The sequence below is a fragment of the Gordonia sp. 852002-51296_SCH5728562-b genome, from assembly GCF_001665475.1.
Classification (GTDB): domain Bacteria; phylum Actinomycetota; class Actinomycetes; order Mycobacteriales; family Mycobacteriaceae; genus Gordonia; species Gordonia sputi.
Map to the genome: position 1 here is coordinate 1 of NZ_LZMI01000094.1, position 26,784 is coordinate 26,784.

Sequence of the window (26,784 nt, forward strand, 5' to 3'; positions counted from 1 at the left end):
TGGTCCTTGTTTTTTTTTTTTTTTTTTTTTCTTTAAAAATATTATTTTTTTTTTTTTTTTTTTTTTTTTTTTTTTATTTTTTTTTTAAATCCGGCGCCCTCTTATTTCTTGGTCCGGGGGCGCCTTTCATTGTCCTCGGCTCCGCCGGAGGATTCGACGACGCGCTCGGGGTGGCGACCATAGCCGGACGGCACTCAGGTGTGCCACGAATCCCTCTGCGTCTGCCGATGATCCGGCAGGCGCCCGACCGCGTGCCCAGGCGACGAACTCGTCGTCGAACCGGATTCCGAGCTGTGCACGAACCTGCGGGAGCCGCCGCGCTACGTCACCACATCGCTTGCGCAGCAAGGCCTTTTCCGTAGCCGTCAGACGATCGACGTCGAATCCCGGGGGAGGCGGTCCGCCCGAGACGAGCGCACTTACGAGAGCGCTCTGGCGTTCGGCCAGCGTCGGCCTTCTGTTGGACTGCGACTCGACCGGGTGTGATTGGACTCGGTGCGATTCGATGGCGTCGTGCGTGTTCATGATGCGCACTCCCACGGGTGATTCCACATCGGCCGGTCTATGCCCGCGGCGTCGGCGATGGCATGCAGTTCGTCGACGAGTTCGGTTGCCGGCGGATAGTGTCCGTCACGCTCGAGCAGGAACGCGCCGGCTCGACCTGTTGCTGCGAGTTGCGTGACCAACGCGAGCACGTCGTCGGGCACCGGGGCGGTGTGGGTGTCGTGGTAGAACCGGCCGTCGGATGCGCCGCCCGCCACATGGCAATATGCGATCCGCTCCAGCGGTAGTCGGGCGAGGTCTGAGGAGGGGTCGGAACCCCGATTGGCAGCGCACGCATAGACATTCGCGACGTCGACGAGGAGATGCACGCCGGTGCGCTCGACGAGTTCGGCAAGGAACTCGCCGTCGGTGTATTCGTCGTCGGGCCACTCGAACAGTGATGCGATGTTCTCCACCGCCAGCGGCACGGGCAGGCAGTCCTGGGTGCGTCGGATGTTGTCGGTGAGCGCATCGAGGGCCTCGCGGCTACGTGGGACGGGGAGAAGATGTCCCGCCTCGACGCCGCCTGCGCGGACGAATGCGATGTGTTCGCTGGCCAATGGTGCGTGGAGCGTTTCGGCGCAGCGAGTGAGTACTGAGATCCGTTGCGAGGTAACGGGTTCTGCGCCGCCGAGTGAGAGTCCCACTCCGTGCGGGATGATCGGGACGTTCAGTGCCATGAGGTCGGGAAGCCAGGAGTGAGGGTCATCGAGTGCGGGTACCGTCTCCGCGATGACCTCGCAGAATCCGAGACCCGAGAGTTCGGCGACGACCCCGGAGATCTCCGGACGCCACCCGATGCCGATTCCGGCGGGCCAGTTGAGTGTCATGGGACTGCTCCTTGTCGTGTCGTGATGGCAGCAGGTAGGTGGGACTCGCTCACCCGCCGCAGCCTCCGCCGCCGCCCCCGCAGCCTCCGCCGCCGCCCCCGCAGCTACTCGACGATCCGCAACTGCTTGACGAACCGAAACCGCCATAGTCGCCACTTGCACCCCACGAGGCCGTGAAATGGGCGGTCGAGGCTTTCGCGTGTGCAGCGAAGAGGGGATCGACGAGCTCGATGATGCGGATGCCGAAGAGCGCCACGCCGATCGCTGCGGCCGTCGGACCATATGTGCGTACGGCAGGCCGTAGTTCAGGTCGGAGATGTCGGTTCCTCGATCGTGCTGCGGCCAATGCCGTGTTGCCGCGGATCGTGCGTCGTTCTTGGATGCCTGCCACGAGCGGGAGGAACATTAGGTCGGCGAGGAGGAAGGCGAGCAGCAGGCCGGTCGGCTTTCCGTTGCTCAGTCCCGCGATGACACGGATCACGCCGACGACCATGACGAGCACCAACGCGATGCGGGCGCCTCGGGCCGAGGGTGTCGTGAGGTAGCCGCGTGCGCGTAGTTCGTTGCGTAGGTCGGTGCGGGCAGACTGGGTTGTTCTGGCCACATCGTTGAGCTTTCCCGACTGGTTACCGAGTGCCTCGAGGATCGTGCGGGACAGTTGATCGAGTCGGGACTTCGTGCGCGACGGCGTGGGGTTCGGCTGGCCGTCGGAATCAACGTATCCCTGCGTGAGTAGTTGTGTGAGCGCCGCGAGGTGTGCGTTGCGATCGGAGACCAGCATGCCGATCTCCGTGGGTGTCAGTCGTTCGATCGGATCGTCGAGGCGGATGCGTCGTGCGCGGTGGATGTCGCAGATCGCCCAGAGCCAGCATGCAACGGATGCTGTGGCGAAGATGATGAGGAAAACCGGACCGGAGATTCCCCAGGTGTTGTGACTGTGCATGTGTACCACCACCTTTCGTGAATGGTCGACCACAGGTTGCCGGCGGACCAGCAACGCGCATCGCGTAGAGCGTCGGTGCCGGCAGGTCGGCTAGAACGTCGATGTGTGGGGTGCCCGACGGACCCCGAGATGGGGTTGGGCGCAGGGGAGTGCGGCGTACCCGGAGGGGGCTATCAGCCTTGTCGGGAGTTGTTGCCGCGCAAGATGACCCGTGGACCAGGAAAGGTCAGAGCTGGGTCACGTCGAGGTGATCGTGTACGTCATCTGTTGTCTCGGTGTCGTTGTTCATGACCACCTCCTTCTTTTTGGTATCGAAGAGCTGTGTGGCGTGGAACGTGCACCGCGCCAGGTCATCTCAGTATCGGGGCGGCGTCGCAAATAGCCACTCCCCGCCGCACTTCGTCACCGATTCGTGACTGACGACCAATGATTCGACGAATCGCTGTCGAGCGCGTGAACGACTTACACGCCCCACCCGTAGACGTAGTCGGCGAGCCCGGTTCCGTGGGCCGGTGACTGTCCCGGCAGATTCGGTGTGCTGTTGAGGACGTAGTACGTGTTGGGCGTGCCGGCGTCGATGACGGCGATCGACTGCGTGTACATCGCCTCGCCCTTGGGGAGTTGCTTGTGGAGAACTCGGAACAGGTTCGGCAGCGAGCCGGTGTACTTCACGACACGGAACTGCGCGCTCGTCTTCGTTTTGTGCGGATCATTCACCGGGAGGTTGACGTTGGTCGTGGTCCACTTATCAAGGTTCCGCTGCGGATTCTTGATCGCCTTGAGCGCCGACACGGTCGCGGGATTGGCCACCGCGAGGTGGATGTGAAGCTGATCCTTCCCTCGTGCCTCGGCTGAATTCACGCCAATGGCAAGGGGTTTCGCGGGAACCTTGGTGACCCACTTCTGGGCCTCCGCCCATGCGGAGTACCAGAGGTTCAACTGCGAGCCGTCCCACAGGTAGGAGCATTCGATGCCCTTGATGCGATTGGTCGGCACCAGCAGGTAATCGTCGCCGTGCCCGGGATGATCGCCGCCGAGGCGTATCGCGTAACGCTTGGGGTGCTTCTTGTCGGGTTGGTACTTCGCCGCGGGCGTCACGACGTCGAGGTTGCCGGGCTTGAACGGCTTGACGCCCGTCTCACCCTTCACGTCGTCCCAGAGTGTGAATCGGGGGTCCGTCTTTCCGGAGTCCGAGTCGAGTCCGCACCCTGCCGGTGGCGGCGCGACCTTGGGTGCGGCGGTGGCGATGCCGCCTCCGAATGCTGTGCTCATGGCGATCGCCGCACCGATGGCGAGTGCGGCCAGTCGTCGACCCCCGCACGCTCGTGGTGTTGTCCGAAACGACGTCGTACGCAGTAGGGGCTTCATCTCTGGCCTCTCGCCGATTCAGGTGGTCTTCGACGTCGATGCTGGTGGCCATCGGCGTCGAGCGCGGCGGCTCGTGCGGGATCATCGTTCCACGTGCGGGCACGGTCACTACGTGAAAGCGGGCAATTCGTGTCCTGCGTTCGGCAGACGTAGACGGCGTGGCGCCCCTCTCGACTCGACCGCGACGGCGGCGTCCGAGCTAAGCAAACGAGTAACTCTAATTAACATGAGTCACATCTGCCACTTTGGTAACTGCCCGGTCTCAATGTCGGAGACCTGTGGTCACGACGCCCGATTGGCCTGGCATGGGTGCGGGCGGCCGCAATACGGTTCACCGGTGCGTAAGAGATCGTGGTGGTCCGTCGTGTCCGTGCGGCGTGTGGTCGTTGTGGTGGTTCTGGTCGCGACGGCGTTGAGCGTCGGGTTGGTCAATGCGGGGTCGGCAAATGCTGCCTACTTCGGCCGCTTCTATGTCGGTGGCTGCGGGATGCCGGCCACCCCTGTCGACATGTGGACGCGCGCGGGCAATTACAAGACGGTCATCGCGCTCGACGGCCTGCGTGCCACCAGCGATATGAGTGGTTGGCGCCACGAGACGCATATCCAGCGGATGGCGGATTCCGGAGTGAACGTCATCCAGCCGGTCGGCGGCCTCGCGAGCTTCTACTCCGACTGGGAGACCAAGAGCCCGGCGAGCAAGATCGCCTACCGGTACCGCTGGACGTGCCGCCTCGACGGGATCATCCGTGCGCTCGACGCACGCGGTCTCGCGGTGGGACCGAAACAGAAGTACGCCATGATGGGCATCTCGATGGGCGGCAACGCCGCGATGATCTACGGCGCCTACCACCGCAACCGCATCTCCGACATCTTCTCGATGTCGGGCTACCTCAACCTCTCCGCGCCGACCATGCGCGAGGCGATTCGCGTCGCCCTCATCGACGCCGGGGTCGAAGCGGGCGTCGGACCGCTGAGCGCGGACGCGATGTGGGGCCCGCCGTGGAATCCGCGCTGGGAGCGCAACGACCCGCTCGTGCAGCTGCCCAGAATGCGAGGGATGAAGATCCGCATCGCCTCGGGTTCGGCAACGTGGGGGCGCTACAACACCGACGCGGTCTCGTCGATCAAGGGAACGCCTCTCGAGGTCGCGGCGCTGGCGCAGACCCGCGCCTTCGAGGTCGCCGCAGCCCTCCAGAAGATCCCCGTCACCACCGACTTCCCGAGTACCGGCACCCACACGTGGGCGTACTGGGAGGACATGGTCTGGCGGGCCAAGAACAGCAGGTGGTTCCACGACAGGTGACCGATGTTTCCGCGCGTTTTCAGGGGATGCGACGCGCGGAACGGTCTGACGACATCGACGATGTGCGATGTGGACGATATTCAACTTCGACGATCCGCGACATGGACAATTCGCGACACGGACGATTGGCAACCTCGACGATCCGCGTTACCGACGATTGGCAATACCTATGCCCGCGTCACCAATCGGCGAGGTCGACGTAGCCGTCCTGGATGGCTCGGACGAACAGCGCGGCCTTCGACGGCGCGGGCCTGCCGACCGCGCTGTACTTCGCCCGGATTCGGGAGATATGGGTGCTGACGGTCGTCGCACCCAGGAACAGCTGTCGAGCGGCTTCCTCTTTGGACTCCGAGTGCAGCCACGCCACGAGGACCTCGACCTCGCGCGCGGACAGCCGCGCGCGCAACGGCCCCTGGGTGGCGGCATCGATTCGATGGAGGGGAATCGGTCGATTCTGGACTAGCGGTGTCTGGTGCATGGACTCCCTGCGTTCACGCCGAGTGCGGTTGGGGGCCGTGAGGTCGACGGTTGTGATAGTGATCGAACCTGTCGTCTCATCGGTTGAATTATCTTCACCGCAGTGCTTCCGACGCGTCGAATGTGGCGCGTCCGTACAGCAAGTCGATACGACTGTCGATACGCTGACCTGCACAAAAGAGCAGGAGGCTTGATGACGCCGGAGTCGGTGACGACGCGCGAAGAACTCGGTCGCGCACTCACGGAATTGCGTGTCGGTGCGGGGCTGAGTGTGCGGGATGTCGCGGCCGATGCGGACGCATTGCTCGGGACCGTCGCCGGTTGGTTCGCGGGGCAGCACGCACCGACCCGCGCGAGCCGTCAGATGTTCGAGAGGGTTCTCGGAGTCTGCGGTGTCACCGATCCCGAGGATGTTGCCGCCTGGTGGGAGGCCGTCGAACGCAGTGCGCGGAGGACCGGCCGTCGTCGGACTCGGCCCGACTCCCCGTATCGCGGATTCGCGACGTTCGACGCTGCCGACGATCAATACTTCTTCGGACGCGACGAGCTGGTGGCCAGACTCGTCGACCTCATCGTCGCGACACGCAGCGCCGACCGGGAGACCAGCGGTATGGCGCGCGGCGTGATGGTCGTCGGAATGTCGGGTGTCGGAAAGTCGTCGCTCGTCCGTGCGGGCCTCCTTGCGCAGGTCGTCCACGAGGGGCCGCTCGCCGGTTGGCGGTGCGCGGTGATGACGCCGGGCGACGACGCCTTGGCGGCCCTCGACGCGGCGATGGACGAGTTGGCCGCGCACGAAAACACCGATCGGCCCGCGCTGCTCGTGATCGATCAGCTCGAGGAGATGTGGACGCAGAACTCCGACGACGTGCGCAAGCAGGCGATCACGCGGATTCTCGACGCCGCGCAGGCGCCCGGCTCCGACATCGTCCCCGTCGGGGTGTTGCGCGCCGACTTCTACGGACGCGTCGTGCCGTGGGTGCCCAAGACGCTGGAGAACGCCCAGTTGGTGGTTCCGCCGATGCAGCGTGAGCAGTTGCGTGAAGTCATCGTCGGGCCGGCGCGCGTCGCCGACGTCGAGGTCGAGCCCGACCTCGTCGACATGCTCCTCGACGACGCCGTGCCCGCGGCGGGCTCGACGGCAGCCGGTGATCTGCCCCTGCTCTCCTACGCGCTGCTCGCGACCTGGGAACAATCCGACGGTCGGCGGATGACCGTGCGCGACTACCTCGCGACCGGGCGCATCGGCGGTGCGGTCGAGCAGGCAGCGGAGAAGGTGTACGGAGAGCTGTCCGCGGACGAGCAACAGATCGCGCGACGCATGCTGCTCGCGATGGTCAACGTCGACGAGGACGGGGTCACCCGACGTCGGGTTCCGCTCGACGAACTGACCGCCGACGGGGACTCCCGCGCCGCGCACGTGCTGGAGAACTACGCGGCGTCCCGCCTCGTGACGGTGTCGTCGTCGCATGCGCAGGTCACCCACGAGGCATTGCTGACCGCGTGGCCGCGGTTGCGCGGATGGATCGACGACGACCGTGAACAACTCCTGTTGCGTCGGAGATTGCGCGCGTACTCCGAACCGTGGGACGCCGACGGCAGGCCGGACGACATGCTGATCGGTGGGCCGCGATTGGAGGTCTTCGACCAACTGGCGCAGGAGTCGGACGACGACCCGATCGACCCGGTCAGCAGCGAGTTCCTGGCTGCCGCGACCGCTCGACGATCGGCAGAGGCAGACCGCGAGAAGCGTCGATCCGCTCAGTTGCGGCGCGTGGCACTGTTCGCCGCGGTGTTCGGGGTCGTCGCGGTGATCGGTGCTGTCGCCGCCGTCGCCGCGGGTGTGAACGCCGTCCATCAGCGAGAGGCCGCCGAGACTGCGAGAAACGAGGCACTGAGCCGGCAGTTGTCGGTGCAGTCGGCAGAACTCGGTGAGCGTGATCCGTTCATGGCGGCGCAGCTGGCGATGATCGCCTACGAGGCATCACCGACGCTCGAGGCACGTTCGCGTCTGATTGACGCAACGGGCCGCGGCGTGCCGACCCGATATCTCGGCGACCCCGGCTCGGTGCTCATGTCGCGCGTCGGCTCACTGATCGCGGCGGCGGGCGCGGGCGGTCAGGTCCGTCTCTTCAAGGTCGACGATGACGGGGTGCAGTCGAGGGTCGCCGAGTTCCGTGCGCCCGGCGGTGGCGGGCGGTTGGCGGGTGTCGCACTGATGCCCGACGCCCGCACGCTGCTACTCGGCGGACGCGGAACGATCACCGCCTGGGACATCGCCGATCCCGCACATCCGTTGCGGCGCTACGACTTTCCCGATGTCAGTGGCGACATCAACAGACTCACCGTCAGCCCGGACGGCCGGTTTGTCGTGGCGTCTGTTCCGGACAGGGGTGTCGAGGCATGGGTAGCACAGGGGCAGACCTGGCGGTCGGTTCCGTTGCCCGCGAAGGTCGCGGGCGTCGCGGGGGCGGCAGCGTTCAGCTCGGACGGAAAGTCGCTGGCGACCAGCAGCGCGAACCGCCGGGTGGATCTCTGGCGGATCGACGGTGACGCGCTCGTCCCGTCGGGCGAGATACCACTCGACGAATGGCGCGACAACGAACTCGCGCAGGGACTCGTCTACACGCGCGACGGGACGCGACTGCTCGCCGGGCTGCGGAGTCGGGTGATCCAGGAGTTCGACGTCGCGAATCCCGCAGCACCACGCTCGGTGGCGCGTTTCGGTGGTTTCAACAGCTACGTCAATGCGGTGGCGTTGAACGGCGACGACACGAAAGTCGTCGGCGCGGGTGCCGACAACACGATTCGGGTGTTCGACCGCTCGAATCCGGCTGCGGCACCTCGGGTTCTGACCGGGTCGTCGAACTCGGTGTCGGTGGTCTTTGCGGGCGATGACATCGTCTCGTCGAGCGAGGACGGGCGGGTCCAGGACTGGCCTCCGGTTCTCGGCATGACGTCGGTCGGTACCAACAGCGTCTACCAGATACCGGCGAACCGCGACGCGACGACGATCGTCGCCGCGGACACGGGCACCGACGGTCGGATCACGCAGTGGCGCGTCGAGCCGTCAGCGATCGTGCGCGGCGGACCAGACCTGATACCTGCTGCGGGACTTGTGTACTCGGGTGCCGTGGTGATGTCTCCGTCGGGTCGCGTGGTCACCACCGGAACAGTCACCGGGACAGTGCAATTTGCCGACTACTCGAATCCGCAACAGCCACGCGTCGTGGGCAGCGTCGCGGCGCAACCGACACTCAACGAGACTGTCGACTACAGCGAGAAGTCCGGTCTGGCGGTCACCGGCGCCACCGACGGCAACAACCTGACGGTCATCGACGCCACGACGCTGTCGGCCCCTCGTGTCGTCTCCACGTTCGACGCCGGCGGCGGGATCGCGTGGGCGTCTCTGAGTCCCGACGGGCGCACGGCCGCCGTCGCAACGGTGACGGGTCCGGTGCGACTGATCGATCTCTCCAATCCCGCTGCGCCGCAGGCATATCCCGATCCGATCACGTTCAAGGCCTCGGCGCTGTCGGTGCGCTTCGACGCCAGTGGCACATCGATCGTGTCGACGTCGGAGGAACGCAATGTCGAGGTGGCCGACATCTCCGACAAGCGGCATCCGCGCAGGACGGCCGAACTGTCCGGACCTGCCGGGCAGCTCTACAGCGCTGGATTCTCCGCGGACGGCAAGAGGGTGATCGCGGGTGGGAGCAACTCAGAGGTGTGGGTGTGGAACCTCGCTGATGCTCAGGCAGAGGTGGTGCTGCGGTCGTATCCGGGCCGCGTGTACGACGTCCGCTTCCTCCCCGGCGACCGCATCGTCGCGGCAGGGCAGGGAGGCTTCATGGAGACCTGGACACTGAGCCCGGGACAGATCATCGACGAACAGTGCGCTCACGGCGCCGACCCGATCACGCCGGAGGAGTGGCGCACGTATATCCGCGGTCTCGACTACACCTCGCCGTGTAGGCGGTGACCGGCCCGCCCGCAGGTCTGTGACACGCCGCGTGACTACCCTTGGTAGACGTGCGTACATTCCGTCGGCCCCGCATCGACACCGATACGACGTCCGGAGCTACGACGTCCGGACCCACGACATCCGGAGCGCAATCGCTTGCCGTCGAGGTGTCGGGGTCACTCGACGACGGCGTACCGGTGGTTCTGGTGCACGGCATGGCCTCCGACCACACCACCTGGCGGGCGTTCGCCAAGGCACTACGACGCCGCGGCCGCGCAGTTGTGTCGATGGATCTGCGCGGGCACGGAGTGAGCAGTCGCGAGAAGCGATACGGGCTCAATGATTTTCGGTCCGACGTCGCGTTCGTACTCGACGAACTCGGTCTCGATACCGTCGACCTCGCCGGCCACTCCCTCGGTGCGCACACCGCGCTGCGTGTCGCGATGGATCAACCCGGGCGAGTCCGATGCCTCGTGCTCGAGGAGGTCCCGCCGATGCCCCGCGATGACGCCGATCTCGCCGAGGAGATCGCGGTCGACGCGACACTCGGCGAACGCATACGCGGCCTGGGACAGTTGCTCGCCGATCCGCGGCCGTTCCTGCGTTACGACCGGTCGGTCACCGATCAGGTCAATGCCGAGTTCGCGGTCGCCGCACCGCAGTGGTGGGCCGCACTCGACGACGTGCGTGCGCGCACACTGGTGATCTCCGGCGGTGAACGCAGTTTCCTTCCGCCACGGCATCTTCGGGCGCTGAGCGAGCGACTTCCCGACGGCTCATTCGAGATCATCGACGCCGGCCACTCGGTTCACCGTGATCAGGGCTCTCGGTTCGTGAGTCTGGCGGGCGACTTCCTCTCGGTGGTGACATGAACGACGGGGAAATGAAGGGTGCCGACATGACGGAAACAGATGCCGCCCCGAGCGGGTCATCGCTGCCCCCGGTCGAGGAGATCCTCGAGACCGCGCGGGTCGTCGCGTTGCCGATGCGGACACGGTTCCGCGGTATCACCCGCCGCGAGGCGCTGATCTTTCGTGGTCCGGCGGGATGGGGCGAGTTCGGTCCGTTCGTCGAGTACGACGACGAGGAGTCGGCGGCGTGGTTGGCGGCCGGCATCGAAGCCGCCTACCTCGGACCGCCTGCCGCACAACGTGACTCCGTTCCGCTGAACGCGACGGTGCCTGCCGTCGCCGCCGACCAGGTCGCCGACATCCTGGCTCGTTACCCGGGAGCGACGACAGCCAAGGTGAAGGTGGCCGAGCCCGGGCAGTCGCTGTCCGACGACGTCGACCGTGTTGCGGCAGCTCGCGCCGTGATACCTCGGGTCCGGATCGACGCCAACGGGAAGTGGTCTGTGGCGCAGGCGATCTCGTCGATCCGTGCGATCGGCGACGTCGAGTACGCGGAACAGCCGTGTGCGACCGTCGACGAGTTGGCCCAGGTGCGTCGTGCGGTCGAGGTACCGATTGCCGCCGACGAGTCGATCCGTAAAGTCGCCGACCCGATGCGGGTCGTCGCCGCGGACGCTGCCGACGTCGCGGTGCTCAAGGTGGCACCCCTCGGCGGCATGCGTGCGGTACTGCGGTTGGCCGACGAGATCGGTCTGCCCGTCGTGGTGTCCAGCGCCCTCGACACTGCGGTGGGAATGGCTGCGGGCGTGGCTGCCGCGGCGGCGCTCGACCGTCTCGACCTCGCGTGCGGACTCGGCACCGGCTCGTTGTTCGCCGTCGACGTCGCGGACCCGTTCCTGCCCGAACACGGCGTCGTCGCCCCGAGATGGTTTGGCCCCGACGCCGCACTCGTGTCCGACGACGCCGCCGCCGATCCCGAGCGGACAGCGTGGTGGCACGACCGTGTGCGCCGGTGTCACGACGTGCTGCGTCGACGCGGCGCCGAGCCGGACTTCACGAAACCATAGAGACATTTGCGCCGATCTGTTCCAATGGGGTGAGAGCTGGATCACATCGACAGTGCGCTCACTTCGGGTGCGGGTCGGTTGTGTAGCTGGTCCAGCTGCTCAGATCCACCTGCTCTGATCCACCTGGACGGAAGGCTGCGACATGACGATCATCGCTCCAGCGCCTGCGGGAAGTGGACTGCGCGCGGTCCCGTGTGCCGACCGCAACGGGATGCTCGAGGTGCTGTCGATGCGCCGCGACCCGTTCGGCTACTCGGCTGCGCGCCGCGCTGCGTACGGCCCGATCTACGGAATCAACGCGCTCGGGCTGAGGGTGGTGGTCGCATCCGGAGCCGACGCCGCCGACGAGATCCTGCGCAACCGTGACCGTGCGTTCGCCAACGGGCCCGCCTGGGGTTACTTCATCGGTCCGTTCTTCAATCGCGGTCTGATGCTGCTCGACTTCGACGAGCACCGTCACCACCGGCTGCTCATGCAGCAGGTGTTCTCCAACACGGCACTCAAGGGTTACATGCAGGAGATGTCGCCCATGATTTTCGATCGCATGCAGCGGTTCCCCACGGAAAAGGTGCTGTTGGCCAACGAGTTCAAAGCACTGACGCTCGACGTCGCGCTCGAGGTGTTCCTCGGCGTCGAACTGCCTCGCGATGAGGCAGACCGTCTCAACGAGGCGTTCATCGAGACGGTGCGCGCGGGAGTTGCGTTGGTGCGCAGACCTGTTCCCGGTGGACGTTGGTGGAAGGGTCTGCGATCGCGTCGAGTTCTCGAAGAGTTCTTCTCCTCCGCGATCGCCGACAAACGGGCGCGGGAGACTCCCGACCTGTTCTCGGTTCTCTGTCACGCCGAAACCGAAGAGGGGCAACGCTTCACCGATGACGACGTGGTCAACCACATGATCTTCGTGTTGATGGCCGCACACGACACCTCGACGATCACCATGACCCAGATGGCATACCACCTGGCCCGCCACCCCGAGTGGCAGCAGCGTGCGCGCGACGAATCAGATGAGCTGCCAAGCGAACTCGGATACGACGATCTCGGCTCGCTGAACACTCTCGACCTCGTGATGAAGGAGTCGTTGCGGCTGTGTCCGCCGGTGCCCTCCCAGCCGCGCGCGGCGATCGCCGACACCCACATCGGCGACTTCTTCATCCCTGAGGGCACGATGGTCTCGATCTCGCAGCTGACCAATCATCGCGACCCTGAGATCTATTCGGAGCCCGACCGATTCGACCCCGAGCGGTTCATGCCCGACCGTGCTGAGGACAAACGGCACCGGATGGCGTGGGCGCCCTTCGGTGGCGGCGTGCACAAGTGCATCGGCCTGTACTTCGGGCAGATGGAGATCAAGACGATCATGCATCAACTGCTGCGCGGCTACGAGTGGTCGGTGTCCGCCGACTATCGAATGCCGATGGATTACAGCGCATTACCGGTTCCCAAGGACCGGCTCCCCGTGACGCTGTGGCGGCGATGACCGCTCGACGGGCAGCGGAACGTACTGCTGGCGCCGCAGACGCTGGAGAGTCGGGGGAGCCGCCTCGCGACGTCCGACAGCGCAAGCGTCGTAACACCCGCAGTCCCGCGGATCAGGAAGCGGCGATCCTCGCCGCCGCGGCCGACGAGTTCACGGTTGCCGGGATAGCGCAGGCGAACGTCGATGCGGTGGCCGCGCGTGCCGGGGTCAGCAGAAGCACGCTGTATCGCCGGTTCCCGAACAAAGACGCTCTGCTGCTCGCGGTCGCGGCTGACCGGTACGAGCGGGGCATGCGCACACTCGACGCCGCGGTGGCCGGACTCGGGCCGTCCGACGCCGTCGTCGAGGCGTTCTATCGTGGCGCCCAGATGATCTCCGACGATCCGCTGCTCAACCGGTTGATTCTCGCCGATCACGGCGTGAAGCGACTCACCGCCGAACTCGGTGCACTCTTCGTCGAGGTCGCCACGGCGCGCATCGCCGCTGTGCTGCGCGACGCGGGCGCGCAGATGCCCGCCGACGATCTCACTCAAGCCGTGGAAATTCATGTGCGACTGGTCATCTCGTATCTGGAAATGCCGGCATCGGATGATTCGCGGCGCGAGCCGAGCAGTGTGCGTCACTTCGCGGCGACGTTCCTCGCTCCGATGATCTGGTGAGAGTGCGTTCCCACGTCCTAGGGTGGATGCGAAGTCGCGTCGGTGGGTTGAGTGAACGAGGAAGTGTGCCGGCGGCGTGGCTCCTTACGCGCAGTACGAGACAGGGAGGGCGTGCGTCATGACGCGGCGCGCAGGTTCGGGTTCGTCGACAGGAGGTGTGTCCGTCGACGGGTCCGTGGCGAGCGATCGGACGCTCCTCGAAAACGAGCGCGGTGCGCGGGCGGAATTGCGAAGCGCGCTCGATGACCTGCTCGACGCCGAGGTCGACGCGGGGCTACGGCCCGGTGTGCGTCGGGTGTGGTGGGTGCTCGTCGGGCTGGTGGTGATCGGTGCCGTCGTCGCGGCGGGCGTCGGAGTGGCCGCGTGGGCGAGGGCGGCGCATGCCTACACCGACGACGACTATCGGCACACCGCCACCGAGGTGGCGTCGCTGCTGCTGTCGGCCGATCCTGCCGACCCCGCGCGAGCGCGCCGCATCCTCGACCACGCCACGGGCGGATTCCACGACGAATTCGCCCAATCGGCGAGCAGCTACACCGAGTACGTGCGACGCACCGGAACCGTCGGGGATGCGACGGTCGACGCGTCGGGGGTCTCGGCGCGCTCCGGCGACGACGCGACTGTCCTCGTCGCGGCCGCAGTCAGCTATCGCGGTCAGCAGCAGACGCCGGTGCGCCAGTTCCGGTTGACGATGCTGGTCGTGCCCGACGACGGGGCGCTCAAGGTGAGCGCCGTCAAGTACCTGCCATGAGTGCTGGGGAAACGAGCGCTGGGGAAACGAGCGCTGGGGAAACGAGCTCAGCGGATTCGCGGGAGCGAACGAGTCAGGTTCGCCGACAACGGATTATCGGAACCCGGATCATCGGCACCCGGATTATCGGAACCCGCCGTGCCGTCGTCCTCGTGCTGTGTGCCGCGCTCCTGCTCGTCGCAGTGGCGACGGGCGTCGTGGTGGCATCGCGCGTGGTGGCACACAACGGTGCTGTCGAGCAGGCGCGCACCGAGTTGCGCGAGCAGGCGGGGTCGACGGTGGCAGCGGTCTTCACCGTGCACTCGGCGACGTGGCAGACCGACCGCGCCCGCGCCCGCAGTCTTGTCGCGGGCGACTTCGCGGAAGGCTTTGCCGCGCAACTCGGTCGCGCACCCGACGGCGGTGTGACGGCCGTCGAGTGGCGGCCCGGCGACGTCGCGGTGTCCAATGCGCAGACAGACAGCGGAACAGTGCTGATGACCGCAACCGTCACCACAACGCGCACAGACGCTGCTCCGGTCACCGAGAAGCGAACGGTGAGTGCATCATTCGCCGAGATCGACGGTCGCTGGCTCGTGACCGGAGTCGAGGTGCTCGCGTGAGTGACATCGCGAAGCCCGAGAAGGTGAGATCGGACGACCCGGGATCGTCGGAGGACGAGCGTGTTCTGGCGGCTGCCGCTCGGGTCGACGAGGCCACTCGGACGGCGCGACGCGCGCGGATCGCAGCGGCAGATGCGCTACGCGCGCGTGCCCGTCGCCGATCTCACGCACTGCGTATCGGATTGGCCTGTGCCGCAGTGCTCGTCGTCTGCGGACTGGTGGCGATCATCGTGCTCGCAGTGGTTGATCATAGGCAGGACGAGCGTGCAGCCGGGCAGCGTGCCGCGCTGACCGCCGCACGCGGCGCGGTGACGGCGATGCTCACCGCGACGCCGAAGGACGCCGCCGGCTACGCCGACCGGATCATCGCGAACAGCACTGGCGCAGAGCATGATCGGCTGAGCAAGGCACGTGACGCACTGGTCGCCGCGGTCTCCTCCGCGGAGACCGGGATGTCGGGTCGGGTGATCGCGGCGGGACTGATCAGCGATCCGACGTCGACGTCGGATGGGGCGCGTGCCGACGCGCTCGTCACCGCTCAGACCTCCGATCCCGCTCTGCTGGGCGCCGATCCGGACACCGACGTGATCACGGTGCGGCTGTCGCTTGAACGCGTCGGCGGGACGTGGAAGACCACCGAGGTGGTGGTGAAATGAGGGCTGGTGCCGGCATGAGACCGCTCGTCGTCCACCACAGGCTGCCGCGTCGTGCGCGCAGAGCGCTACTCGCGGCGTCGCTGATTGTCGTCGTTGCGTTGGTTGTCGCGGCGGTGTCGTGGACCCGTGCGTACACCGACAGGCCAGCGCCGGACGACGCGGCGCGCTCGGCGCTGCTGACGGCCACCGAACGGATCGTCGAACAGACGTTGCGTGTGGCGCCGAATGCGTCGCAGAAGCAACGAGAGACGGTGGCCGCCGGGCTGACCGATCCACTCGCAACCCGGTACGCACTCCATGGACCCGACGCCGTACTACCCGGCGCGGTTGCGGGCGGGCTGACCGTCGAGGCCGACGTCGTCGATGCGGGTGTTGCGTCATACACCACGTCGGCCGCGCGCGTCCTGGTCTTCGTCGACGAGACGCTCGGGAACTCGACAGGCTCGAGCGACGAGAATTCGCCGACCAGAACCCCTATTGCTCGGTGGGCGGACATGCGTAATGTCGACGGGAACTGGTTACTGGCCGACCTCACACCCGTCGGGGACATCACTCGCTGATGCGGAGGCATCGCTCGGACGCGAGGCATCGCTTTCGCCGACGCCTGATCGGGCGAGTGTGATCGTGCCGAACGAGAGGATCTCATGAGCGCAACATCGGGTGTCGTGATCGTCGGGGCGGGACTCGGAGCGATCCGTGTGGCCGAAAACCTCCGCGCCGACGGGTACGACAAGCCGATCACGCTGATCGGTGCCGAACCGCACCCGCCGTATGATCGTCCGCCGCTGTCGAAGTCGGTGCTGCTGGGCAAGGACGACCGCGTCGACCTCAAACCGGCTGCCTTCTATACCGATTCGAATATCACGCTGCGTCTCGGTACCACCGTCGGCTCCGTCGACACCGACGCGAAGACGGTGTCCGTGGTCGACGAGGCGGGTGAGCGCAGCGTCGTCGAATACGACACGTTGGTGCTGGCGACCGGTCTGCGGCCCCGCGCGTTCCCGGGCACCGATGCGATGTCGGGTGTGCATACCCTGCGTACGTTCGCTGATGCTCTCGCGGTGCGATCGGCCATCGATGCGGCGCAGAACGCTGTGGTGATCGGCGCCGGATTCATTGGCTGTGAGGTGGCGGCGAGTCTCTCGTCGCAGGGAATCGACGTGACCATCGTCGAACCGGCACCCACACCGCTAGCACTCGCGCTGGGGCCGCGGATCGGAGCGCTCGTCACGCGGATGCACGAGGCCAACGGGGTCACGGTGCGTACAGGGGTCGGCGTCGCCGAGATCGTGGCGGGCGAGGGCGGCGCAGTCCGCGAGATCACGCTCGACGACGGGTCGGTCCTGCCCGCCGACCTCGTCGTCGCCGGCATCGGATCCACACCGGTGACCGCTTACCTCGACGGGTCGAACATCGAGCTCGCCCCCCGCGAGGTCGGCGGCGGAATCGCTTGCGACGCACAGGGACGCACGTCTGTGCCGGGCGTCTACGCGGTCGGCGACGTCGCCAACTGGCTCGACGACGCAGGCGATCCACGACGGGTCGAGCACTGGAACCACACGATCGAGCAGGCTGCGGTCGTGGCCGCCGACATCACCGGCGGAGAAGGTGTGACGGCCGCCGTGCCGTACTTCTGGAGCGACCAGTTCGACGTCAAGATCCAGGTGCTCGGTGATCCGCGCGCAGAGGACGACGTCCACGTCGTCTCCGACGACGGCAAGAAGTTCCTCGCCTACTACAGCAGGGCCGGCATACTCACCGCGGTCGTCGGCGCGGGCAAGGTCGGCGCCGTGATGAAGACACGTCCGAAACTGCTGACAAGGACGCCGATTTCGGAGCTGGTGCCCGACGCATGAGGTATGCCGTCGAAGCATCGGGACGCGCGGATGGCTGACGCGGGAGGGTCCGCCGAGGACGTGATCGCCGCGATCGACGAACTGGCCGATCCGGAGCGCGCCACGTCGATGGCGTCGTACTTTCAGGCGCATCCGGGCGGCTACGGCGGCGACGACGAGTTCCTCGGTGTCCGGGTTCCCCAGCTGCGCGCGATCGCGAAGCGGTTCCGTGGGATCAGTCGCGGCGAGGTCAGTGCTCTGCTCAGCTCGCGCTACCACGAGGTACGACTGGCCGGATTATTCTGCGCGCGTGACGGATTCGATCGTGCCGATGCTGCAGAGGCTGACCTGTGGGTTGCGGACTACCTCGCGGCGGTGGCAGCAGGGGCGGTGAACAACTGGGATCTCGTCGACTCTTCTGCCGATCCGATACTCGGTGAATGGTCGTGGCAGCACGGCGATGTGGACGTGCTGGTGGATTTCGCCGCGCGAGATGATCTGTGGGAGAAGCGGATCGGAATCATCGGGACCTTCGCCTGGATCAAACACGCCGACGCACAGGCGTTGGCGGCGGTGGCGCCGCTGGTGATCGACGACCGACGGCCGCTGATCCAGAAGGCGTTCGGGTGGATGCTGCGCGAGATGGGTAAGCGCGTCGACGCCACGGCGCTCACGTCCTATCTCGACGACCACGCCGCCCACATGGGCCGTACCGCACTGGGATACGCCGTCGAACACCTCGATCCGGAGGCGCGGGCACACTACCGGTCACTGCGCTGAGCGCACTGTTGCTGCTGCGCTGAGCGTACGGGCGGCTACTGCGCTGAGCGCACAGGCGGCTACTGCGCTGAGGGTGGGTGCTCGGCTGCTTTGTCGGCGCGCAGCATGCGTTCACGGAGGTCGTCGTAGATCGCTGGACTGCGGAGGAGTGAGGCGATCACGACGGCGCCTGCGCCTGCAGCGAGCATCGCGACGGCGGCGCTGGTGACTGTCGTCATCTCGATCACCAGGATGATCCCGGTCAACGGAGCCCTGACGACGGAGGCGAACAGGCTCGACATGCCGACCAGTACCAGGGGTAGTGCGAGCTGGGTGGCGAGCGTCGACGAGAAGAGGTTGATCAACCAGGCGAAGAGAAGTCCGGACAGTGCGCCGAGCGCGAGCATCGGCGCGAAGAGTCCTCCTGGTGTGCCTGCCGAGTAGGAGAGCGGGCCTGCGATGAACCGGATGACCAGAAATCCGACAAGTGACATGATCGCGATCCGGTGACCGTCGAGGATGCGCTGGGTGAGTGAGTCGCCGCCACCTGCCAGGTCGGGTGAGATCAGCAGCAGGGCGCCGATGAGTGCGCCGATCATCGCGGCCTTCACCATCGCCGGAATGCGGTGCAGCGCTTCAAACCACGACAGGCACGCTCTGATCAGCCAGTTGTAGCCGACACCGAGAAGTCCGACGAGGACGCCGAAGACCATGAAGAGCGGCAACGTACCCAGAGCCGGGGCGGCTACGTTCGAGACCTTGAAGTCGGGCATGTCACCGAGGACGACGCGCGAGCACGTGACCGCTGTCGCGACCGCTGCAAGCGTCCACACGACCTCTCGGATGCGAACCTTCTTGGCGACCTCCTCGAAGACGAACATCGCTCCGCCGATCGGAGCGTTGAACGCCACGGCGAACCCGGCGCCGGACAGAACTGTCTGCAGGCCACGGATCTCGTCCTTGCTCGCCCGACACCATCGCCCTGCTGCAGCACCGATCGCGGCGGCCATGTGCACCGTCGGGCCTTCGCGACCGAGCACGAGACCGCCGACGCCGATCGACAGCAGTCCTCCGACGAAGCGCGCAGGCACAACCATCAACGACGGTGGCTCGGCCTGTCCACGTTCGACGGCCTCCACATGTTGGATTCCGCTGCCCGCTGCGCGTGGCACCTTGATCGCGATCCACGTCGCGGCGGCCGCAGCCGTCGCTGAGATGGCCAGCGGGATAAGCCAACCCACGGGACCGTGGTGATCAGACCAGTCGACGACGTCGACCCGCCAGGCGTCGAGTCGGGTGAGCAGCCAGCGGAACGCCCCGCCGACGAAACCCGCGACCACACCCGCCGCCGCCGCGACGAGAGTCAGCAGAACCAGCGCTCGTGCGTCGAGGCGGTCGTCGTCGATGCGGTGAAAGCTGTGGTCGTCGGTGGTCACTTCGAGTGGCGGAAGACTTTTACGGCCGCTGCGATGAGCGGAATCTGAAGGGGGAGTCGGCCTATCGCGATCGCCTTGTACACCGTTGGCTTGTGCCACCACATGCGGACCATGTTGATGTTGGCCGGATAGACCGCGACGAAGAGTGCGGCAGCCGATCCCGCGGCGAGTCGACGGGTCTGCGGCACAAGCAATCCGGCGCCGATGCCGACCTCGGCGACGCCCGATGCGTAGGTCAGTGTGCGGGCATCGGTGCCGAGCGCTCCGGCGATCTCGGGCGGCACGATCTCGTCGAAGGGTTTCGGTACGGCGAAGTGCAATGCGCCCATTCCGAGCAGCATGCCGCCGAGCACGCGCGCCAGACGGTTGGAGGGGACGTCTGGCGCCATGTCAGAACTCGATTCGCAGTCGGTCGGATGTGGGGTGTGCCTGACAACCCAGGATGTAGCCGTCCTCGATGTCTTCGGGGTCGAGCGCGCCGTCGTTGTCCATCTCGACGCTACCCTCGGTCAATGTGCAGGCGCACGAACCACATTCGCCCTCCTGACAGGAGTACGGGGCGTCGAGCCCGGCGTCGAGCATGATGTCGATGAGCGATCGGCTCCGTGGCCAGGTGAGTTCGTGTGTCTCGCCGTCGAGTTCGACCTCGACGGTGGCCGCTGCGGCCTGTTCGTCGGCGGAGACCTCGGCGAGCTCATGGTCGGCGAAGGGGTCGCCTGCCAGTGAGTTGTACACCTCGGTGTGAACGTCGTGGTGTGCGAATCCGGCGGTGTCGAGGGCGCGGTGCACCGCGTCCATGAACGGGCCGGGGCCACACATGTACGCGGTGTGCCCGACGTAGGGAGAGAAGATCTCGGCGAGCGCGGCGTCGGTGGGCAGACCCCTGTCGGTCTCGAGCCAGTGGACGACGGTCAGCCGATCCGCGTTGGCGCGGAGCAGTTCGTCGAGTTCCGTCGAGAAGATGACGTCGTCGACGCTGCGGTTGGCATAGAAGAAGACCACGGGGACCGTCGACGACGCGAGGGCGGTCTTGAGGATCGACATCACCGGAGTGACGCCGCTGCCCGCGGCGATGAGGAGTAGCGGGTCGTCGAGAGTGCGTGGAGTGAACACCCCCGACGGTGGGAGTACCTCGATCTGCGTGCCTGCGGCGAGGTTGTCGCACACCCAGTTCGAGCCGTAGCCGTCGACGGTGCGCTTCACCGTCACCTTGGGTAGCGCGTCGGTCGCTGGCGAGGAGGCCAGTGAATAGCAACGCGCCACCGAGCCGGTCTGCTCGCTGGGGATGCGAAGTGTGAGGAACTGGCCCGGCTTGTAGTCGGTGAACGCGTCCTTGTGTTCGTCGGGGATCTCGAACACGATCGAACGCGCATCGGCGGTCTCGTCGATCACCTCGGCCACGGTCAGGATCACACTGCGTGATCCGTGCGGGGTCAGTTCTGCCATCTCGCGGAGTCTCCTGCGTACTGTCGTTCTCGCAGCCGGGTTCGGCCAAAACGAGAACATGTTCTAGTTCAGCCTAGCGTAGCCGATCGGCCCAGGGTAACGGCTGGACTGTGGGCTTGTCGGGGCAGGACCGTCGGGGAGCGACAGTCTGGCAAGAACTAGGCGAGTGCCGTCCGCAGGAAGTCGTCCCACGCCGCCCACTGTGCTGCGTTCATCTCGGTGTGGCTCCCGGTCCCGAGGACGGTCCGGTGGTCGACACCGTTGGCGACGAAGTCGGCTTCGAGCTTGGCATGCAGCGGCGAGGGAACCGTGAGGTCGAGTGCGTTGAAAAGCAGCAGCGTCGGCCTGGTGTAGCCCGACGTCGGCACCGACATGTACCGGTCGAGAGATGCACGCAGTTCCGGCGAACCGAGCGGCTTGGCGAGCAGGCTGCCGAACGCGGTTCCCGCCGGAACCGTCGGGGCTGGGCAGCCGTCACCGACCTTGTCGACGAGGCTGCGTCCGTACGGCGACAGATAGCTGTTGACGTCGACGGCCGGGTCGGCGACGCGATTGCCGGCGAGGACGGCGAGCAGGTAGCCGTAGGCCTTTTCCAGCACGGCAGGCGCCGGTGGGACGTACGGCCCGAGGAAGGCCATCACCTTCTCGACGTCGGATTCGGGGTCGACAGCGATGGCACCGCGGAAATCGGTTGGCGCACCGTACCGGCTCTGCATGTGCGCGGTGGCCAGCGCGGCCTGCCCACCTTGCGACGGACCAGCTACCACCCACTTCTTGGCAAGACTTGGTTCGACGCTGCGTGCCGCGTGCAGGAGGTCGATGGTTGCCGCGCCCTCGGAGTCGTTGTTCAGGTAGGGGTGCACGCCGGTGCGAAAGCGACCGAGGCCGACGTAGTCGGGCGCGACGACCGCGTAGCCGGACGCCAACAGCCGAGAGGTGAACCTGTCCGCCTTCGCGTCCGGGCCGCTCTGGCCGCCGCAGCCCGGTCCGTAACCGGAGGTGCCGTGGGTATAGGCGACGACGGGCCAGCCTCCGGCCGGCGCTTTGCCTGCGGGGAGTAGGAGACCGCCGCTTGCGGGCACGGGCTTGCCGTCTGCTCCGCGCGTCCAGTAGTCGATCGCGAGGCCGTGGGCGGCGCCGCGCCAACCGTCCGGCCGCGCTTGCGTGTCGATAACCGTTCCGGCGGTACCGGATTCGGTCGCGGCGGAAGCAGTGGGAGCTTGAGCAGGGGGAGCGGCGTCGGCGAGCGGCGCCGTCAACGCCAGGCTCAGCGTGGCGGCGGCCGCGGCGAGTGCCGCTCTGGTGGATACGGCGACTCTCACGACTGCGACCTCCGGAAGAACTGTGAATTGTTAGGCCAGCGCAGAATACGTCGACCGTGTCGCAGAAACACGTGTTTCTGACAGATGCACGCGAAGCTTTGCTCGCGTCTGTCAGAAACACGTGTATTTGCGCAGAGTATTGCTCAGTGCAGGGCGCCCAGGCCGTCGGCAAGAGTCGCGCAGCCCGACACGATCAGCGCGGTCAGGTCGGAGTCGGGGTGTGCGAGCCACTGCTCGTACGCGGCGAGGGTGGTGCCCAGGCACATCCAGCCGATGGTCTGCGGCACGTGCTCTTCGACGTCGAGTCCCATTCTGCGCGCACAGAATTCGGCTACCACGCGACGCCACTCCGCGTACATCAGCATCGAGTATGCCTGCAGCGCAGGTACTCCCAGTAGAAGTGACATTCGACGACGATGGTGTTCGAGGTAGTCGTCGTCGACGGCGTTGAATGACACCAGCGCATCGGTCAGGGCCGCAGCGATCGGGAGATCCGCGGGGATCGCGGCGAGCAGCGTGCGCATGTCGTCGAGATGTGCGTCGAAGTCGCCCCAACAGATCGCGTTCTTCGACGGGTAGTAGCGGAACAGTGTGCGCCTCGCGATGCCCGCGGCGTCGGCGATGTCGTCGACGCTGGTGTTCTCGAACCCCGACTCGGTGAACATGTCGATCGCGATGGTGCTGATCTCGTCGCGCGTCGTGATGGGCCTGCGCCCCGGTGTCGCTGCGGCTTTGCCGCCTGGTGTCGCTGCGGCTCTGCCGCCTGGTGTCACTGCGGCTCTACCGCCCGGTGTCACTGCACGGATCGGCGTGGGGTCCGAAGGGTTCATCCTCACCTGTCCATCCGGATAGTTTTCGCTTTCAGGTGTTTTCCTGCACCCGGTGCCATTATAGTGTGGCGTGATCCACTTCACTTCACCAACACAAGGAGGTCTGGATCATGGCAGATCAATCAGCCAAGTCTGCACAGGATGTTGCGGCAACCACCGGCGTTCCGGCGGATGTCGACGCCGAACTCGTGGGCGAGTCGCTCGTCGAAGAGGTGTCGATCGACGGGATGTGCGGGGTCTACTGATGTCCGCACCGACATCCCTTCCGGTCACCGGGGGTCGCGACGCGGCCACCGGTGATCCGGTACCGCACGCAGAGTCGGCGCCGAGGTCGCACGCGTTCGATTCGACGCAGGCTTGGCAGCTCAATCCGAAGGTCGCGCTGCGGCCCGAGCCGTTCGGTGCGCTGCTCTATCACTTCGGAACCCGCAAGCTCTCGTTCCTCAAGAACCTCGCGGTGGTCGGCGTAGTCGAGTCCCTGCGCGATCACGACAGCGCCGACGACGCGTTGCACGCCGCGGGCATCGACAGCGCTTCGCGACCGCTCTACCTCCAGGCCCTCGCCGCGCTCGCGTCGTCGGAGATGATCTGTCGTCGCTGATGTTTTGGCGATGAGCTTTCCGGCGCTGATCTTTTCGGGCGTCGCCTGAACTTCAGACCGCAGAAGACCAGCCCTCTTCGTGCCTGCTCGTCCACGCATGCTTCAAGGAGTCACCATGACCACACTCGAGTTGCCGCCCAGCGCAACTGAACTCGCTGCGACCTCCGCGATCGCGACGTCGGCCCGTCCGCCGAAGGTCGGCAGGCTCGTCGACCAGTTCGAGAAAGGCCTCGACGCCCCGATCTGTCTCACCTGGGAACTCACCTACGCGTGCAACCTCGCGTGCGTGCACTGCCTCTCGTCGTCGGGCAAACGCGATCCCCGCGAACTCTCCACCGAGCAGTGCAAAGCGATCATCGACGAGTTGCAGCGCATGCAGGTGTTCTACGTCAACATCGGCGGCGGCGAACCGACTGTGCGACCGGACTTCTGGGAACTCGTCGACTACGCCACCAGTCATCAGGTGGGAGTCAAGTTCTCTACCAACGGTTTACGTATCGACAAGGCGGTCGCACAGCGGCTGGCGGCGTCGGACTACGTCGACGTGCAGATCTCGCTCGACGGTGCCACTGCAGAGGTCAACGACGCAGTCCGCGGACCGGGCTCCTTCGACATGGCGGTACGGGCGCTCGAGAATCTGTCCGATGCGGGCTTCCGCGACGCCAAGATCAGCGTCGTGATGACGCGGCAGAATGTCGCGCAACTCGACGAGTTCAAGGCGCTCGCCGATCGCTATGGCGCCACGCTGCGCATCACGCGGCTGCGTCCGTCGGGTCGCGGCGCCGACGTCTGGGATGACCTGCACCCGCTGCCGTCTCAGCAGCGCGAGCTCTACGAATGGCTTGTGGCACATGGTGAGAACGTGCTCACCGGCGACTCGTTCTTCCATCTGTCGGCATTCGGATCGGGCAGCGGCGGGGGTCTGCCCGGCCTGAATCTGTGCGGCGCCGGACGCGTGGTCTGCCTGATCGATCCTGTCGGCGACGTCTACGCGTGTCCCTTCGCGATTCACGAGAACTTCCTCGCGGGCAACATCGTCTCCGACGGCGGGTTCAAGGAGATCTGGCAGAACTCCGACCTCTTCACCGAACTACGCGAGCCGCAGAACGCCGGCGCCTGCACGAAGTGCGCGCACTTCGACGCCTGTCGCGGCGGCTGCATGGCGGCCAAGTTCTTCACGGGTCTGCCGCTCGCGGGACCCGATCCCGAATGTGTGCAGGGTTTCGGTGAGGAGCTGCTCGCCGGCGAGCGATCCAAACCCACTGCGAACAAAGATCATTCGCGCGGGACACCCCTGACCCTGATGACTCGCAGGCCCGACGGCGACTTGGCGCCGGTCGGTGGCCCGCCGTCGAAGAACTGCGACGAGAACCCGCTCGCGGGCTTCTCGCTGTAACAACCCAGCACGAGCACGCATCCCGCTCGGTCCGACACCGGGCTCATCCGAACGTGCCCGCGGCATGATGAAATAGGTAGGAACACAACCATGGTCAGCAATCCCTGGGCGCGCAACCCCTGGTTCGAGACGGTCCAAGAGGCGCAGCGTCGAGCAAAGAAGCGCTTGCCGAAGTCGGTCTACTCGTCGTTGATAGCGGGAACGCAGGGTGGGCACACCACCCACGACAACGTCGCTGCATTCGACGAGATCGAGTACACGCCACATGTTGTCGGCGCCCAACCCGATCGTGAGTTGGCGACCACCGTCATGGGTCAGGAACTCTCGTTCCCGGTGATGATCTCCCCGACGGGCGTGCAGGCCGTCGATCCCGACGGCGAGGTCGCGGTGGCCCGGGCAGCCGCGGCCCGTGGAACCGCAATGGGGTTGAGTAGCTTCGCATCTCACCCGATCGAAGAGGTCACGGCTGTCAACGACAAGATCTTCTTCCAGATCTACTGGCTCGGCAGCCGCGACGACATCCTCGCCCGCGCCATGCGCGCGAAGGAAGCTGGCGCCAAGGGGCTCATCGTCACCACCGACTGGGTGTTCAACATCGGTCGCGACTGGGGAAGCCCCGAGATCCCGGAGAAAGTCGACTTCAAGGCGCTGCTGCGGCTGGCACCGGAGATCGCGGTCAAGCCACGCTATGCACTCGACTGGATTCAGGACGGCAAGATCATCATCCCCGACCTGACCGCGCCGAACGTCTCAAAGGGCAAGGGACAGCCGGGGCCGACGTTCTTCGGCGCCTACGGCGAGTGGATGAACACCCCGCCGCCCACCTGGGACGACCTGCAGTGGCTGCGCGAGCAGTGGGGCGGACCGTTCATGGTCAAGGGCGTCACGAGGCTCGACGACGCCAAGCGCGCCGTCGACATCGGCGCCACAGCGCTGTCGGTCTCCAACCACGGTGGTAACAACCTCGACGGCACGCCCGCGACGATTCGCCTTCTTCCGGGCATCGCCGACGCCGTCGGAGACCAGATCGAGGTGCTGCTCGACGGCGGTATCCGACGCGGCAGCGACGTCGCCAAGGCCGTTGCCCTCGGCGCTCGCGCGGTGATGGTCGGTCGCGCTTACCTGTGGGGTCTGGCCGCGAACGGCCAGGCGGGCGTCGAGAATGTGCTCGACCTGCTGCGCATGGGACTCGACGGCGTCGTGATGGGCTTGGGCCACAAGAGCGTTCACGAACTCTCGCGCGACGACCTGATCATCCAGCCGGGCTTCGAGCGGTCCTTCGGCGACGCCTGACCTTGCACGCGGACGCACCGTCGAGCGCACTTCTGTGCGCCGACGGTGCGTCGCGTCGACTGTGCGCTTGATGCTGCCGACTGTGCGCTCCGTCGCGTCGAGTGTGCGCTTCTGATCGTCGAGTGTGCGCCGGATGTGGCCCTGCGTGCTGGATCGTCAAGTGGGGGAAGGTCATTCAGCGTTAACGCGTGTGTCTTCGACGCCCTGACCGGCGTGCACACTCGACGGTCTCGGGCGCACAGTCGACGCTCTCGGGCGCCCAGTCAACATTCTCGAGCGCACAGTGGACGCTCTCGGGCGCGGCGGGTTCAAGGGATTGTGGCAACACCTATGGCTGAGTGTGTGAGGTTAGCAGTTCGGTGAAGGCTTCGGTGGGGG

At 66.1% G+C, this 26,784-nt stretch carries 25 protein-coding genes and 1 pseudogene; 17 read left to right on the forward strand and 9 right to left on the reverse strand.

The features are described from left to right. The coding region (locus A5766_RS25100) for a hypothetical protein (protein ID WP_231894685.1) at positions 1 to 362 on the forward strand (362 nt) is incomplete at its 5' end. 159 nt (positions 363 to 521) lie between these two features. Here the strand turns inward: A5766_RS25100 and A5766_RS16680 are convergent. The 3 genes from A5766_RS16680 to A5766_RS16690 form a co-directional block, all read right to left on the reverse strand. After that, positions 522 to 1,373: a DUF692 domain-containing protein gene (locus A5766_RS16680; RefSeq protein ID WP_064905576.1), complete on the reverse strand. Its 852-nt coding sequence runs from the start codon at positions 1,371 to 1,373 to the stop codon at positions 522 to 524. 49 nt (positions 1,374 to 1,422) lie between these two features. Next, entirely contained in the window at positions 1,423 to 2,316 is an 894-nt protein-coding gene (locus A5766_RS16685) for a TIGR04222 domain-containing membrane protein (RefSeq protein ID WP_064905578.1), read from the reverse strand. A 462-nt stretch (positions 2,317 to 2,778) separates the two neighbouring features. After that, positions 2,779 to 3,588 (reverse strand): CDP-diacylglycerol diphosphatase, encoded by an 810-nt coding sequence (locus tag A5766_RS16690; protein ID WP_005203842.1) that lies wholly within the window; start codon positions 3,586 to 3,588, stop codon positions 2,779 to 2,781. Between the two features lie 460 nt (positions 3,589 to 4,048). Here A5766_RS16690 and A5766_RS16695 point away from each other — a divergent pair, with 460 nt between their 5' ends. Then, positions 4,049 to 4,987, forward strand: a complete 939-nt coding sequence (locus tag A5766_RS16695; protein ID WP_005203845.1) for an alpha/beta hydrolase — start codon at positions 4,049 to 4,051, stop codon at positions 4,985 to 4,987. A 178-nt stretch (positions 4,988 to 5,165) separates the two neighbouring features. On the opposite strand, the gene A5766_RS16700 is transcribed toward A5766_RS16695, so the two are convergent. After that, positions 5,166 to 5,465, reverse strand: coding sequence for a response regulator transcription factor (locus tag A5766_RS16700; protein WP_005203855.1), 300 nt, complete (start codon positions 5,463 to 5,465; stop codon positions 5,166 to 5,168). 192 nt (positions 5,466 to 5,657) lie between these two features. Between A5766_RS16700 and A5766_RS16705 the strand changes: the two genes are divergently transcribed. From A5766_RS16705 to A5766_RS16755, 11 genes are all read left to right on the forward strand, one after another. Further along, complete coding sequence (locus A5766_RS16705) at positions 5,658 to 9,443, forward strand: NACHT and WD repeat domain-containing protein (protein WP_064868264.1); 3,786 nt, start codon at positions 5,658 to 5,660, stop codon at positions 9,441 to 9,443. 50 nt (positions 9,444 to 9,493) lie between these two features. Then, positions 9,494 to 10,297: an alpha/beta fold hydrolase gene (locus tag A5766_RS16710; protein WP_373278528.1), complete on the forward strand. Its 804-nt coding sequence runs from the start codon at positions 9,494 to 9,496 to the stop codon at positions 10,295 to 10,297. Between the two features lie 26 nt (positions 10,298 to 10,323). Further along, a complete protein-coding gene (locus tag A5766_RS16715; protein ID WP_039854921.1) occupies positions 10,324 to 11,343 on the forward strand; it encodes an o-succinylbenzoate synthase in 1,020 nt (339 codons plus the stop codon). A gap of 142 nt (positions 11,344 to 11,485) precedes the next feature. Next, positions 11,486 to 12,820, forward strand: a complete 1,335-nt coding sequence (locus A5766_RS16720) for a cytochrome P450 (protein WP_064905580.1) — start codon at positions 11,486 to 11,488, stop codon at positions 12,818 to 12,820. Further along, the gene (locus A5766_RS16725; RefSeq protein WP_064905599.1) at positions 12,817 to 13,479 is read left to right on the forward strand and encodes a TetR/AcrR family transcriptional regulator; all 663 of its coding nucleotides are present in this window, start codon (positions 12,817 to 12,819) and stop codon (positions 13,477 to 13,479) included. Before A5766_RS16720 ends, A5766_RS16725 begins: the two co-directional genes overlap by 4 nt. 118 nt (positions 13,480 to 13,597) lie before the next feature. Beyond that, positions 13,598 to 14,230, forward strand: a complete 633-nt coding sequence (locus A5766_RS16730) for a hypothetical protein (RefSeq protein ID WP_197501516.1) — start codon at positions 13,598 to 13,600, stop codon at positions 14,228 to 14,230. 152 nt (positions 14,231 to 14,382) lie between these two features. Next, entirely contained in the window at positions 14,383 to 14,832 is a 450-nt protein-coding gene (locus A5766_RS16735) for a hypothetical protein (protein WP_231894686.1), read from the forward strand. Then, positions 14,829 to 15,488 (forward strand): hypothetical protein, encoded by a 660-nt coding sequence (locus A5766_RS16740; protein ID WP_082965551.1) that lies wholly within the window; start codon positions 14,829 to 14,831, stop codon positions 15,486 to 15,488. Before A5766_RS16735 ends, A5766_RS16740 begins: the two co-directional genes overlap by 4 nt. A 14-nt stretch (positions 15,489 to 15,502) precedes the next feature. After that, entirely contained in the window at positions 15,503 to 16,048 is a 546-nt protein-coding gene (locus tag A5766_RS16745) for a hypothetical protein (RefSeq protein ID WP_064905583.1), read from the forward strand. Positions 16,049 to 16,132: 84 nt separating this feature from the next. Continuing rightward, entirely contained in the window at positions 16,133 to 17,344 is a 1,212-nt protein-coding gene (locus tag A5766_RS16750; RefSeq protein ID WP_064905585.1) for an NAD(P)/FAD-dependent oxidoreductase, read from the forward strand. Positions 17,345 to 17,374: 30 nt separating this feature from the next. Further along, the gene (locus A5766_RS16755; protein WP_064905587.1) at positions 17,375 to 18,103 is read left to right on the forward strand and encodes a DNA alkylation repair protein; all 729 of its coding nucleotides are present in this window, start codon (positions 17,375 to 17,377) and stop codon (positions 18,101 to 18,103) included. Positions 18,104 to 18,162: 59 nt separating this feature from the next. On the opposite strand, the gene A5766_RS16760 is transcribed toward A5766_RS16755, so the two are convergent. The 5 genes from A5766_RS16760 to mftR form a co-directional block, all read right to left on the reverse strand. After that, complete coding sequence (locus A5766_RS16760) at positions 18,163 to 19,518, reverse strand: chloride channel protein (protein ID WP_064905589.1); 1,356 nt, start codon at positions 19,516 to 19,518, stop codon at positions 18,163 to 18,165. Further along, complete coding sequence (locus tag A5766_RS16765) at positions 19,515 to 19,907, reverse strand: DoxX family protein (RefSeq protein WP_005203882.1); 393 nt, start codon at positions 19,905 to 19,907, stop codon at positions 19,515 to 19,517. The genes A5766_RS16760 and A5766_RS16765 overlap by 4 nt, the downstream gene beginning before the upstream one ends. Before the next feature lies 1 nt (position 19,908). Next, on the reverse strand, positions 19,909 to 20,964 hold the full coding sequence (locus A5766_RS16770; protein WP_005203883.1) for a ferredoxin--NADP reductase: 1,056 nt from the start codon (positions 20,962 to 20,964) through the stop codon (positions 19,909 to 19,911). A gap of 158 nt (positions 20,965 to 21,122) precedes the next feature. Next, positions 21,123 to 22,286 (reverse strand): lipase family protein, encoded by a 1,164-nt coding sequence (locus tag A5766_RS16775; protein WP_064905591.1) that lies wholly within the window; start codon positions 22,284 to 22,286, stop codon positions 21,123 to 21,125. Between the two features lie 143 nt (positions 22,287 to 22,429). After that, on the reverse strand, positions 22,430 to 23,116 hold the full coding sequence (gene mftR, locus A5766_RS16780) for a mycofactocin system transcriptional regulator (protein WP_231894687.1): 687 nt from the start codon (positions 23,114 to 23,116) through the stop codon (positions 22,430 to 22,432). Positions 23,117 to 23,286: 170 nt separating this feature from the next. On the opposite strand from mftR, the pseudogene mftA reads away from it, so the two are divergent. The 4 genes and pseudogenes from mftA to mftD form a co-directional block, all read left to right on the forward strand. After that, a pseudogene (gene mftA / locus A5766_RS25105) lies at positions 23,287 to 23,361 on the forward strand (mycofactocin precursor MftA); the annotation flags it as partial. Further along, positions 23,361 to 23,717 (forward strand): mycofactocin biosynthesis chaperone MftB, encoded by a 357-nt coding sequence (gene mftB / locus A5766_RS16790; RefSeq protein ID WP_064905595.1) that lies wholly within the window; start codon positions 23,361 to 23,363, stop codon positions 23,715 to 23,717. The pseudogene mftA and the gene mftB, both read left to right, overlap by 1 nt. Positions 23,718 to 23,832: 115 nt before the next feature. Continuing rightward, positions 23,833 to 25,113 carry a mycofactocin radical SAM maturase gene (gene mftC, locus A5766_RS16795; RefSeq protein ID WP_005203888.1) on the forward strand — a complete coding sequence of 427 codons (1,281 nt, stop codon included), beginning with the start codon at positions 23,833 to 23,835 and terminating at the stop codon, positions 25,111 to 25,113. Between the two features lie 90 nt (positions 25,114 to 25,203). Beyond that, complete coding sequence (gene mftD / locus A5766_RS16800; RefSeq protein WP_005203889.1) at positions 25,204 to 26,406, forward strand: pre-mycofactocin synthase MftD; 1,203 nt, start codon at positions 25,204 to 25,206, stop codon at positions 26,404 to 26,406. The last annotated feature ends 378 nt before the right edge of the window (positions 26,407 to 26,784 follow it).